This window comes from Syntrophobacterales bacterium, from assembly GCA_019429105.1.
Lineage (GTDB): Bacteria > Desulfobacterota > Syntrophia > Syntrophales > UBA5619 > DYTH01.
In genome coordinates this window covers 1-12,227 of sequence record JAHYJE010000056.1, presented here as the reverse complement: position 1 = coordinate 12,227, position 12,227 = coordinate 1, and the positions used below count along the sequence as shown (strand labels likewise).

The window sequence follows — 12,227 nt, the reverse complement described above, 5'->3', positions numbered from 1 at the left end:
CGGCGACTAACGACTCTTTCCCCTGCGCGTCCGCCTGCACCCGCTTGAGGGTGAGGTTGACGGTCAGCGGATCCTTGTCGGCCTGCGCCGCCGACCAGGCCGCCGCGGGCAGGACGAAGACGAGCAGAGCCGCCAACGCCATACCAACGTTTCTGAACTTGCCTCTTGATGGTCTTGATTTCATGGCTCCATTCTCCTTTGTCTGTGTTTTGATCGTTATTTTTGCAGTCCTTGCCTATGCCTTTAAGATTGACGACGATTTCATCAACCTGATGCCCATCGCCACAAGCATCGACAAGGAAGGTGCGTCCTTAATCGGATAGTCATAAAAACTCAGCGGATTACCATCGCGGCTGCTATGGATGAACGTTTTCAGGATAGCTGTTTTTGAGTCAAATAGAATAACGGAAATGCGATCGATGAAATCAAAATGTTCGTTCAGTGCCTTGTGAATGGTTTCAATCTTCCGGCTAAAAGGACTGGCCTCATGCAACTCCCTCAGCAACCCATTGGACACAAAAATATCTTCCATGTTGCATATCTCTCTGCGTATGTTACCATTTCGAGCTACATATATGAGGAAACTTATTATATGTCAACGGAAAAAAGTGGTTTTGCCTGGATGTCCCCGGGGGAGGTTCAGGGTCTCCTCCTCCGTTGCATCCCCTTCCACAACCTTGAAGCCGTCGGCGATGAGCCTCTCGACTGCCTCCCGGTCCCTATCGACAACGACGCTCCTTAACAGATTTTTGACTATACGTTCTGCTGCTCGCAGGCCATCAGGGTGTGCTTGCACAAAACCGAAGTGGTAACGGAACCGACGCCGGCGGGCACCGGGGAGATCTTGGCCACAATCGGTTCGGCCGCGGCGAAATCGACATCGCCGCAGTACTTGCCCGGGTTGTCCGGATCGGCGTTAATGCCCACGTCAATCACTATCTGGCCGGCTTTGACGAAGTTGCCCTTGATCATTTTTGCCTTTCCCACAGCGGCAATCAGTATCTCGCCGTCCTGGCAGACGCCCGGCAGGTTCTCGGTCCGGGAGTGACAGATCGTGACGGTGGCGTGTTCGCGCAGAAGCAGCATGGCGACCGGTTTCCCGACGACCAGCGATCGACCCACCACGGTGCATTTTTTGCCTTTCAACGGGACATTGTAGTGACGCAGCATTTCCATGCAGGCCGTCGGCGTGCAGGGCGCAAATCCCGTGGGATCGTCGGTAAAAACCTTTGCGGCGCCGCCGGTGGTCAGGCAGTCCACATCCTTTTCCACGGGGATCAGCTCCCTGATCTTTCTGCCGTCAAGATGCTTCGGCAACGGGAAAAACATCAGGATTCCATGCACATCCTTTTTTGTGCCGACTCCGGTTACGGCCCTTTCCAGCGCGTCCTGCGCGATATCTTCCGGATATTCGAATACCTCGGACTCCATCCCGACGGCAGCGCAGGTCTTCTTCGCGCCGCCTTCATAAAAAAGGTCGTCCGGCCGCGCGCCTACCCGGATTATCCCCAGTTTGGGGGATATGCCGCGCGCCTTCAATCCGGCTGCCTTTTGGGCAAGTTCCGCGTTTATCGCATCTGCTACAGGTTTTCCTTTGAGAATCTCCGCCATTTATTTTCTCCTTATTTTTTCAGTTTGGCAATAACCAACTCAAGGGTTTCATCGGCCAGCTTTGACCCGTCGGCCAGAAGCTTGTTCATTTCTGCACGCGTTTTTTCCAGGAAAACCGGATCCTTGATGGTGTTCAAATTGATTATCACATTCAGGCTGCCGGCGATGAGCGCGCTCTTCAGAAAGATTACGCCGCAGCCTACGTCGGAAATGGCGAGCATGCTGCCGATCTGCCCCATCCGGCTGTGGATACTTATCCCTTCATAGACGTTCCGCATGATCTCCAGCGGAACCGAGCAGGCAATCTTGCTGCACTCCTCGATGGTTGCCTCTTTCTGCCTAAGTTGTTCCGGCGTCTCCTTGGGCAAGCCATAAGCCTTGGAAAGGGGGCCGAACACCTCCGCGTCTTTATCTACAAGGCTTTGAAGCTGTTCGATCACGGCATCGCCGCGCTTAAGGAGTTCCTGCACCTCGCCTTCAACCTCTGCGTACTTCTTTTTGCCGGTGGTAAGATTGCCCACCATGTTGCTGAGGCACATCCCGATGGCCCCTCCCAGCGCGGCTGCTCCGCCGCCGCCGGGTACGGCAGCCTTGGAAGCGAGTTCGGACAAAAAGTTTTTACATGAATTATCAAGCATCGCCATGGTCTTTTTCTCCTTCTGTTTTTTTTGATCAAATCCTGTTTCTTCGTGTATGGGTATAGAACGAGGGAAATTTGTATGTCAAGGGATATTTGCCGGGAGGTGGACATGCCGGCTAATGATTACTGACCAATTATTATAGAGACTGAGCGCTGCTTTCACAGATGCGGCAAAACTTGATACGCTCAAGCTTTTCGTCCCGGATAGTGAGAGAAAATCGCTCCTGCTCAGACCAGGCTTGCTTTCGGGATTAAGGGGTGATAATCCTTTTAAAAAGTGCTTTTCATGAGCCAATTGCAAAACTATTTGTCATTCCCGAAAGCGGAGCTTAATGTACACAATGCTTCTATCGGGAATACGGTTTTTCAAGCAGTTAGAACCAGATTATGAACATTAAACTTCGTTTTCCCGCTTAAAATCATTGCGGGAATGACAGAATGTGGGAGTTTTGCAATTGCCTCATTATATAGACAATATCAGTGCCTTGAAAACTGAAGGCAAAGGGCCATTCAGACCCTGTGCCTCCAGCTTCTTCGGAAAACAGGCGCTTATTTGCCGGCCATCATTGCCGCTATGTCATCCTGGACGGAACCAATCGGTTTGATGTTGAACTTCTCGACAAGAACGTTGACTACAGCCGGAGAGAGAAAGGCCGGCAGCGTCGGCCCAAGGCGGATGCCCTTCACGCCGAGGAAGAGCAGGGCGAGCAGAACGGCTACCGCCTTCTGTTCATACCAGGCGATGTCATAGGAGATCGGCAGGTCGTTGATGTCGGCCAGTCCGAAGACCTCTTTGAGTTTCAGGGCGATGACGGCCAGTGAATAGGAATCGTTGCACTGACCGGCGTCGAGGACGCGGGGAATCCCGCCGATGTCGCCGAGGTTGAGCTTGTTGTAGCGGTATTTCGCGCAGCCCGCCGTGAGGATGATGGTGTCTTCAGGAAGCTGTTCGGCAACCTCGGTGTAGTAGCCGCGTGACTTCTGTCGGCCGTCGCAGCCGGCCATCACGACAAAGCGCTTGACCGCCCCCGATTTGACCGCGGCGATGACCTTGTCGGCCAGGGCCAGCACCTGATTGTGGGCAAAGCCGCCGACGATCACGCCGGTTTCCAGTTCCTTCGGCGCGGCGCACTTTTTGGCAAGGGCGATCAGCTCAGAAAAATCCTTCGCGCCTCCCCGGGGGCGATCGGGAACGTGCTTTGCCCCGGGATAGCTGGGAACGCCGGTCGTAAACAGCCGGTCAAGATAGGTATTTTCTTTTCTTACTGGAATGAGGCAGTTGGTGGTAAGCAGGATCGGTCCGTTGAAAGACTCGAATTCCTCGTTCTGATGCCACCAGGAACTTCCGTAATTGCCGACGAAATGACTGTATTTTTTGAAGGCCGGGTAGTAGTTGGCCGGGAGCATCTCCCCGTGGGTATAGACATCCACGCCGGTGTTTTCAGTCTGCTTGAGCAGCTCTTCCATGTCCTTCAGGTCGTGGCCGCTGATCAGGATGCCGGGGTTTCCGCGAACGCCGATATTGACGCTGGTGATTTCCGGATTGCCGTAAGCGGTGGTATTGGCCTCGTCCAAAAGCGCCATCGTGGCGACGGCGGTTTCGCCGGCCTTCATGACCAGGCCGACCATCTCATCCACCGACAGATCTTTGGTGGTCGAGGCGAGCGCCTCCATGATGAAGTCGTCAATTTCGTCCTTGTGAAAACCAAGCACCGCGGCATGTTCGGCATAAGCGGCCACGCCTTTGAGCCCGATTGTCAAGAGTTCTCTCAGGGAACGGACGTCCTCGTTTGCGGTCGCCAACGCCCCGACGGTTTTGCCCTTTTCGATAAAGGCGGCTTCGTCGGCGGCGCTCCAGGTCGCCGCTTCGGGCAGCGCTCCGGCAAAATCACTGCCGTTTTTGGCCTTCCAGGCGGCAAGGAATTTCTCTTTCATCTGATTCCGGCGGCGGAGGGCCTCCCGGATCAGGGCGACAAAGCGCTCGTTATCCCAACCGGCGTTGGTGATGGTGGAAAACAGTCCCTGAGCGATAAAAACACTGTTAGTCCGGTCCGAGGCGCCCAACTCCTTGAGCTTTTCCCCATAAACCGCCATCCCCTTCAATACAAATATCAATGAATACTGCAAGTCGGCAGTTTCCTCCGGTTTTCCGCAAACCCCCTTGATCGTGCAGCCGCTGTTTTTTGCCGTCTCCTGACATTGAAAACAAAACATGGTTATTCTCCTTTCATTAAAAAGCGTTATTGTTGATGATATGCCGCTTGCCGGAGACTTGTCCGACTGATCTATGATGCGCCCGCGCCGACGTGGAAAAATCGGCTGCTACGGTTCCTGTGTGTCCCGGTCCCCGTTAATCTCGCGCGCGAGGTCGTCCAGCTTATATCCGTATAGTTTCGCAGCGTCTTCCAGGGTGTGAAATCCCGCCGCCGGGCAGCCAACGCAGAGCATCATCCGTCGTATAAAGACATTTGTTGCCTGCGGATTTTGTTTAAGCAGATCGTTGATCTTCATTTTATAAACATTAAGCTCCTTTTTTGTTCTAAGCTTCATTTTGATCGAACAATAATGCATTACCTGAAAGTTGTCTTTGCGCTGGCGCAAAGAGTTGAAAAAAACTGGTTCATTATTTCATAATTTCCTGAATATTTTGCGAACAGCCGGGTGAAAATATTCCACTCCTTGTAAGTCAATAGAAAAATTGTTTGTTTTTCGCCTTTTGTTCATTCAGGCAGCCAGACTCTATTTTGCAGGCTGTCAGGAAAGAGGAGTGCGGCGCATTTTGATGCCCTTTTCCATGAAAAAATCTTGACAATAATTACTCATTAATATTACTGGAAAAAAGCGGTTTGTCAGCGAAGCTGCCTCGGGTGCGCGGAGGAAAAAGCAACCGCCGGAATAAACCATAAGGCATACGATGAAGCTGCCTTGGGTGCGCGGGAAAAAATGACGGCGGATTTTCGGGCCGGATGGGTTGCGTTGAGCAAGCCCCGGCAGTTTTTCAAGGTTGGCGAGGGTTGGAGACGGCCATTGGGAAGGGGCGGATTGCCCCATGAATATAAGGGAGGAAAAATTAGGACGATGAAGACATTTTCGTTTACAGGGGCGCAGAGGATTGTATTTGGAAGGGGCAGTTTCACCGGTTTGCCGGTGAATCTCGCTGAATTGAAGATAACAAGGCCGCTAATCGTCCTCGACGGCAGTCTCGCGGCGCTCGGGTTTGGGGAAAAAATTGATGAATTGCTGAAGAAGGCGGGGAGGGAGTTTGTCCTTTACGACAAGGCCGTACCGGAGCCGCCGCTGGAACTGGCCGACGACGGGGCAAAGCTGGCCCTGCGCAAAAAATGCGACGGCATAATCGGCATTGGCGGCGGCAGCGCGATGGATCTGGCGAAGGCAATCTCCGTTGTCGCGGCAAACAAGGGAAAAGCGGTTGATTACCTGGGGCTGAACAAGGTTCCCGGGCCGGGGCTGCCGAAGATCATGATTCCGACGACCGCGGGGACGGGGAGCGAGGTTACGTTTACGGCGGTTTTCATCAGGAAGAAGCTCAACAAAAAAGAGGGGATGAATAGCCCGTATCTCTATCCGGAACTGGCCTTGCTCGATCCGGAATTGACGCTCAGCCTGCCTGCGCAGGCGACGGCGACGACCGGAATCGACGCCTTGTGCCATGCGATCGAGTCCTACACCTCGATCAACGCCTCGCCGATAAGCGAGATGTTTTCGCTCGAGGCGATCCGCCTGATATCCGACAACATCCGCACCGCCGTGCACGACGGATCGAATATTGAGGCGCGCGAGGCGATGCTGCTGGGAAGCCTCTACGCCGGCTACGGTCTCGCCAATGCCGGCGTGACGGCGGTTCATTCGCTGTCTTATCCTCTGGGCGGGCGTTATGGCGTATCCCACGGCCTTGCCAATACGATCATTCTGCCGAAGGTGCTGGCCTTCAACCTGCCCGGGGCGCTGGAGAAATTCGTTGATGTCGCCGAGGTGATGGGGGAAATAGTTGATGAACTGCCGCTGCGGGAGGCGGCCTATCTGTGCGTTGAGGCGGTCGAGGCCTTGATTGAGGACTGCGGCGTAACGACCACGCTTCAGGATCTCAATGTCCCCGAAGAGGATTTCCCGCTGCTTGCCCAGGCGGCCCTGACGGTTGCCCGGCCCCTTGCTAACAACCCCTGCCGGATGACAGAAGAGGACATGATCGGAATCTATCAGGAGTGTCACGAATAAAGATGAGCTGACGCGCCGCTTGATATGTTGAAAAACGTAATTGAGGGCGCTTAATTGAGACTGGAGGAGACGCAAAATGGCAGGAGCGGAACTGATTGGCAAGGAAGAGATAAAAGAGGTGATGGATGTTCTCGGCACGGGCGTTTTTGCCCGTTATGGCTTCGACAAGGAACGCAACGATTTCTGGAAGGTGCGCGATTTTGAGAAGGCCTTTGCGAAATACAGCGGCGTGAAGTACGCCCTGGGGGTGACGTCCGGATCGGCGGCGCTGAAGATTGCGCTCACCGCCCTCGACGTGGGGCCGGGGGACGAGGTGATCTGTCCGGCGTTCACATTCATGGCGACCTACGAGGCGGTGCTCGAGGTCGGCGCCATCCCGGTGATGGGCGATATTGACGAGACGCTGAACCTCGATCCCGACGATATTCCCAATAAAATTACGCCCCGGACGAAGGCGGTAATCCCGGTTCACATGTGCGGCGCCCCGGCCCGGATCGACCGGATCGTAAAGGTCGCCAAAAAACACAAACTGCTTGTTCTCGAAGATACGGCCCAGGCCCTGGGGGCAAGTTTCAAGGGGAAGAAACTGGGGACATTCGGGAACATGGGGTCTTTCAGCTTCGACCATTACAAGACGATCACGACCGGCGAGGGGGGGATGGTCATCACCAATGATGTCGATCTTTACCATCGCGCCGAATGGTACCACGACCACGGCCACGATCATCTCTCGCCGGTCAGCCGGGCGCTGGACGGGCGGACGATTCTCGGCTTCAACTACCGGATGAACGAACTGCAGGGCGCCCTCGGCCTGGCCCAGCTCCGGAAACTGGACCGGGTAATCGCCGCGCAGCGGAAAAACAAGGCGCTGATCAAGGATGTTCTCGCCGCGGTGCCCGGGATGGGCTTCCGGCTGCTTCCGGATCCCGAGGGCGATTCGGCAACCTTTCTGGGTTTCAACCTCCCCGCAGAGAAGCAGACGCGGGCATTTCAGGCGGCGCTGAAAGCGGAAGGCCTGGATACGGTGCTGTGGAAGGACAATTTCTGGCATTACGTCCCGAACTGGGAGCATTTTCTGGCGAAGAGCACGGCGAATTCAAAAAAACAGCCGTTTTCCGATCCGCGCAACAAGAAGACGACCTACAGCCGCAAACAGATTCCCCGGGCCGAGGAGCTGCTTGGCCGCACCCTGTTTATGGGGGTCAGCGTCAAGCTGCCGGCGGCGAAAATGAAGTCAATCCGCAAGGCGATTGAAAACGCGGCGAAAAAGATATAGATATAATGATGTGAGGAGAGGAAATGGTCATTGTTACCGGAGGGGCCGGGTTTATCGGCAGCGTCTTTGTTGCCAAATTGAACGCCGAGGGAAGGGACGACGTCGTCATCGTCGATGATCTGGGGACGACGGCGAAATGGGAGAACCTCGTTAAACGGCGGTATGTAGATTACCTCCACAAGGACCAATTTCTGGCGATGGTGAAGGCGGATTGCGTCCCGTTTGCCGTGGATGCGGTGGTCCATCTCGGCGCCTGCTCGGCCACGACCCAGCGTGATGCCGGCTACCTGATGGAAAATAATTTTCATTATACTTCCCTTCTGGCCGACTGGGCGCTGGCGAAGGACGTCCGTTTTATCTACGCGAGTTCGGCGGCGACCTACGGCGATGGCGCGAGGGGCTTTTCCGACAGCGACGCAATCACCCCAACCCTCCGGCCGATCAACATGTACGGCTATTCGAAGCACCTCTTCGATCTGAAAATCCTGCGGGAGAAAAAAGCGGCGCGGATGGCCGGCGTAAAGTTCTTCAACGTCTTCGGCCCGAACGAGTACCACAAGGGCGAGATGACGAGCGTCATCTTCAAGGCTTTTCATCAGATCCGCGCCACCGGCCGGGTAAAACTCTTCAAATCGTACAAGGCGGAATATCCCGACGGCGGCCAGAGACGCGACTTTGTCTATGTCAAGGATTGCGTTGATGTTTTATGGTGGCTGCTGAACCACCCTGATGCAAACGGCATCTTCAATCTCGGGACCGGAACGGCGCGGAGCTGGAACGACCTGGTCGGGGCCGTCTTTGCGGCGATGGAACTGCCCGTGGCGATTGATTATATCGAAATGCCGGAGGGGCTGCGCGGGCAGTATCAGTATTTTACCGAGGCGAAGATGGATAAACTCCGGCAAGAGGGGTGCCCGGCGCGCTGCGGCGCGCTCGAGGAAACGGCGGCTGATTACGTCCAGAACCACCTCCTGCAGGGCGACCCCTATTTGTAAGGATTTAATATCTATGCCGAAAATTGTCTGCGTAATCCCTTCGCGCTACCAGTCGAGCCGCTTTCCCGGAAAGCCGCTTGCCGATCTCTGTGGAAAGCCGATGATCCAGCATGTCTATGAGCGGGCGCTGCATGCCCGAGACGTCTCTTTGGCAATCGTCGCGACTGATGACGAGCGGATATTCAAGGCCGTCGAGGGATTTGGCGGAAATGCCGTGATGACCTCCGCTGCTCTCCGTTCGGGAACGGACCGGATCGCCGCGGCGGTGGAAAATATCGGGCTTGCCGATGACGATATCGTCGTCAACATCCAGGGCGATCAGCCCCTCTTCGAGCCGCGGCAGATAGGCGAAGTTGTTGCGCCGCTGCTCGCGGATCCCTCGCTTCCTATGTCCACGCTGATCTACCGGATCGTTCGCGCTGAGGAGATTGTCCATCCCAACGCTGTCAAGGTTGCCTTTGACCATAACGGTTTTGCCCTCTATTTTTCGCGCGCGACGATTCCCTTTGTCCGCGATCAGGGCAAGCAAGCCGAATACTTCAAGCACCACGGGATCTACGCCTACCGAAGGGATTTCCTGCGTATTTTCGCCGGCCTTCCCGATGGAACGCTGGAAAATCTGGAGTCGCTCGAACAGCTCCGGGTGCTTGAGTACGGCTATCGCATCAAGGTTATCGAAACGATTCACGATTCCGTCGAGGTTGATACCCCGGAGGAGCTGGCGCGCGTCGGACGGATTATCCGGGGCGAAAAACAGACAGGAGGCAATTATGATCGACATTGAATACTTGAAGAGAATAACGGTCGTTTCCAAGCCGTTTGCCCACAAGGTGATAGCCAATCTGCTTTTGTGGCCCAATTACCACCTGTTTGCCAACGTCGATATCCGGATCGAAAACATTGAGCGGATTCCCCGCGATGAAAGCGTGATTTTCGCGATGAACCATACCGACCGCTTCAACTACTGGCCGTTTCAGTACAGGCTGTTGCGGGACAAGGGATTCCCCTTCACGACGGTCTGGGTGAAGGGTAAATACTATAAAAATGAGCTCCTTGCGAAGGGACTCGATATCTGTCACCTGATCCCGGTGCCGTCAATGGGGTATCTGATCGAGGAGTATTACCGCAAATGTTTCAACACCAGGATGGACAAGGGGCTCTACCGCACCGTCAAGGATATTATCGAGGGAAAGATCGCCGAGTTTGGTCCGGCGGAGAGCACCGCCCTCACTGCGATTCAGGCAATGGGAGAGAATTTCGCACAGTTCGTTCACGAGCAGTACGACGGCATCATGGAAAAGGTTGCGGAGTTGAGCCGGGCGGCGCTGCTGGAAAAGAAGCTGAGCGTAATCATCTTCCCCGAGGGCACCCGCTCGCTGAAGCTTGCCGAAGGGCGCACCGGCGTTGCCCAGCTTGCCCTGAATACCGAAAAGCGGATTGTCCCGGTTGCCTGCAACAATTCCGACGCGGTCTATACGGGGAGCCTGCCGTTTGCCAGAAGCGGCCGCATCACCTACCGGGTCGGGGAACCCCTGTCCATCCACGACAAGCTTGAGCCCTATCGGATTGCCGAACCATTCCGGCTGTTGTCCCGGGAGTCGCAGAGGCGCTACAAGGCGCAGTTCGAGGGGGTGACAAAAATCGTGATGGAGAGCATCGAGGTGATGCTTGACGACAAATACAAGCAGCACCCGGAGGCAACATAACCAATGGATGATATTGTTATTGCCGCAATCGAAAAACAGGCGGCAAAGGAGCCGTTTGCCCGCAAACTGGGGTTGCGGCTGATCGAACTTGCGCCCGGCCATGCCGTAGTCGAGATGGAACCGCAGGCGGATTTGGCCAATATTTTCAACATGACCCACGGCGGGGCCATTTTTTCGCTGATTGACGAGGCCTTCGAGGTTTCCTGCAACGCCCACGGGACGGTTGCGGTTGCGCTCAGCATGAATGTTGCCTATCATCAGGCCCCCGACCAGAAAAGCAGGTTGCGCGCTGAATCCCTTGAGATTCACCGTTCCGCCCGGACCGCCACCTATGAAATCAAGGTGACCGATGAACACAATGCCCTCATCGCCTCCTGCACCGCGCTTGCCTACAGAAAGAAGGACAGGCTGCCTTTTCTTGAATAAATCCTGGCCCAAAAAATTCTTGCCGCCGGCGCCATAAAGTGTTAGGGGAGCCCGAACGTCCTGTCCTGTAAGGTGTTGGGCGAATAAAAAAATGAGGAGGGAAGAGTATGACTAAGATGTTGAGAATGACGGGATTGGTAATTGTATCGGTGGTTTTTGCTGCCGGGAGCGCGCTTGCGGCGGGGAGCGCTGACGTGACCTATGGGAAGGACGTAAAGAAGATAATTTCCGAGCACTGCCTGGCTTGTCACGGAAGCGATGCGCCGGCCATGGTGGATTTCAAAAAGGACAAGGCAGCATACAAAAAGGCGATGAAAGGCCCCAAAGCGGATAGCTACGCAAGCCTGATGGTGATGGTTAACGGAACGGATACAGGCGCCCTGATGCGGCGGCTCGATGACGGCAAAAATACCAAGAACGGCAAGCCGGGCAACATGTATGACTATCTGGGCAGCTCTGACGCAGAAAAAGCCGCGAATTTGAAGGTTATCAAGGACTGGGTCGGCGGCTGGACGTTGAAAAGGGCAAAGGACATTACTCAGGATGAATTGAAGGCGATCAAGGCCTTGGAAAAATAGTCAGTAAATCAGCCGCTTCCTCTATGCCCCCCGGGTGCGAAGCCGGGGGGCATAGCATTTTGCACAATCCCGTAAATGCAGACGTTTTTTATGTTAAATGCCGGCTAATGTGCCTTCAGCGTAGATAAAGGTTAGAGAAATTTGGGAGGAAGGTCCGTTATCCCCGCCAGATCCGCAGCATCCTTAATTGTTTGAAGGCCTTGAACGACCATCAATTTTGAAACTCCATGGGCCAGTTGCTTGTCATTTTGATCGAAAACGGTCGCTTCTGCCAAACACATCGTTCTGCCGATTTTGATGCTGCGCCCTTTGACGAGCAGCTTGCCGGAATTGCATGCGGCAAGGTAATCGACCTTTAGATCAACCGTTATGAAGCCGGCAGCTTCAGCAAGCTCACAATACACCGCCCAATAGGAGGCAGTATCGATCGCCGAGGCATAGACTCCGCCATGCAGGCCGTAAAACGGATTTAAATGCTTCTTCCCGATGTCGAGCTCGACTGTCGCATAGCCTGCGCCCATCTCTTTTACAGCCATGGATAAGTGGCTGAAATAGGGGCTCTGATTGATGATCTTCAGGACTGTTTCCACATGTTTCTGATTAAGGTCAGGCATAAATTTTATCTCTTGAGCCAATTGCAAAACTCTCACATTCTGTCATTCCCGCAATGATTTTAAGCGGGAAAACGAAGTTTAATGTTCATAATCTGGTTCTAACTGCTTGAAAAACCGTATTCCCGATAGAAGCATTGTGTACATT

At 54.5% G+C, this 12,227-nt stretch carries 15 protein-coding genes; 7 read left to right on the top strand and 8 right to left on the bottom strand.

Translation table 11 applies throughout. The features are described 5' to 3' along the window. The 7 genes from K0B01_13670 to K0B01_13640 all read right to left on the bottom strand — a co-directional run. Positions 1–184: hypothetical protein (locus tag K0B01_13670; protein MBW6487189.1), on the bottom strand; the 184-nt coding region annotated here is incomplete at its 3' end. Positions 185–235: 51 nt separating this feature from the next. Further along, positions 236–532, bottom strand: a complete 297-nt coding sequence (locus K0B01_13665) for a hypothetical protein (GenBank protein MBW6487188.1) — start codon at positions 530–532, stop codon at positions 236–238. A gap of 63 nt (positions 533–595) precedes the next feature. Beyond that, the gene (locus K0B01_13660) at positions 596–796 is read right to left on the bottom strand and encodes an NAD-binding protein (GenBank protein ID MBW6487187.1); all 201 of its coding nucleotides are present in this window, start codon (positions 794–796) and stop codon (positions 596–598) included. Next, positions 754–1,611 (bottom strand): bifunctional 5,10-methylenetetrahydrofolate dehydrogenase/5,10-methenyltetrahydrofolate cyclohydrolase, encoded by an 858-nt coding sequence (locus tag K0B01_13655; GenBank protein ID MBW6487186.1) that lies wholly within the window; start codon positions 1,609–1,611, stop codon positions 754–756. The genes K0B01_13660 and K0B01_13655 overlap by 43 nt, the downstream gene beginning before the upstream one ends. A gap of 11 nt (positions 1,612–1,622) precedes the next feature. Next, a complete protein-coding gene (locus K0B01_13650; protein MBW6487185.1) occupies positions 1,623–2,255 on the bottom strand; it encodes a cyclodeaminase/cyclohydrolase family protein in 633 nt (210 codons plus the stop codon). Between the two features lie 545 nt (positions 2,256–2,800). Then, positions 2,801–4,465, bottom strand: a complete 1,665-nt coding sequence (hcp, locus tag K0B01_13645; GenBank protein MBW6487184.1) for a hydroxylamine reductase — start codon at positions 4,463–4,465, stop codon at positions 2,801–2,803. A gap of 108 nt (positions 4,466–4,573) precedes the next feature. Beyond that, complete coding sequence (locus K0B01_13640) at positions 4,574–4,762, bottom strand: DUF1858 domain-containing protein (protein ID MBW6487183.1); 189 nt, start codon at positions 4,760–4,762, stop codon at positions 4,574–4,576. A 567-nt stretch (positions 4,763–5,329) separates the two neighbouring features. Here K0B01_13640 and K0B01_13635 point away from each other — a divergent pair. The 7 genes from K0B01_13635 (at position 5,330) to K0B01_13605 (ending at position 11,468) form a co-directional block, all read left to right on the top strand. Continuing rightward, entirely contained in the window at positions 5,330–6,487 is a 1,158-nt protein-coding gene (locus K0B01_13635; protein ID MBW6487182.1) for an iron-containing alcohol dehydrogenase, read from the top strand. Positions 6,488–6,563: 76 nt separating this feature from the next. Further along, positions 6,564–7,763: a DegT/DnrJ/EryC1/StrS family aminotransferase gene (locus K0B01_13630; GenBank protein MBW6487181.1), complete on the top strand. Its 1,200-nt coding sequence runs from the start codon at positions 6,564–6,566 to the stop codon at positions 7,761–7,763. 23 nt (positions 7,764–7,786) lie between these two features. Next, on the top strand, positions 7,787–8,758 hold the full coding sequence (gene rfaD / locus K0B01_13625; protein MBW6487180.1) for an ADP-glyceromanno-heptose 6-epimerase: 972 nt from the start codon (positions 7,787–7,789) through the stop codon (positions 8,756–8,758). Between the two features lie 13 nt (positions 8,759–8,771). Then, the gene (gene kdsB / locus K0B01_13620) at positions 8,772–9,542 is read left to right on the top strand and encodes a 3-deoxy-manno-octulosonate cytidylyltransferase (GenBank protein MBW6487179.1); all 771 of its coding nucleotides are present in this window, start codon (positions 8,772–8,774) and stop codon (positions 9,540–9,542) included. Next, complete coding sequence (locus K0B01_13615; protein ID MBW6487178.1) at positions 9,529–10,464, top strand: 1-acyl-sn-glycerol-3-phosphate acyltransferase; 936 nt, start codon at positions 9,529–9,531, stop codon at positions 10,462–10,464. Before kdsB ends, K0B01_13615 begins: the two co-directional genes overlap by 14 nt. A 3-nt stretch (positions 10,465–10,467) precedes the next feature. Further along, complete coding sequence (locus K0B01_13610) at positions 10,468–10,890, top strand: PaaI family thioesterase (protein ID MBW6487177.1); 423 nt, start codon at positions 10,468–10,470, stop codon at positions 10,888–10,890. A gap of 107 nt (positions 10,891–10,997) precedes the next feature. After that, complete coding sequence (locus K0B01_13605) at positions 10,998–11,468, top strand: hypothetical protein (GenBank protein ID MBW6487176.1); 471 nt, start codon at positions 10,998–11,000, stop codon at positions 11,466–11,468. Between the two features lie 131 nt (positions 11,469–11,599). Here K0B01_13605 and K0B01_13600 read toward each other — a convergent pair whose 3' ends face one another. Then, on the bottom strand, positions 11,600–12,082 hold the full coding sequence (locus K0B01_13600) for a PaaI family thioesterase (GenBank protein MBW6487175.1): 483 nt from the start codon (positions 12,080–12,082) through the stop codon (positions 11,600–11,602). Between the last annotated feature and the right edge of the window lie 145 nt (positions 12,083–12,227).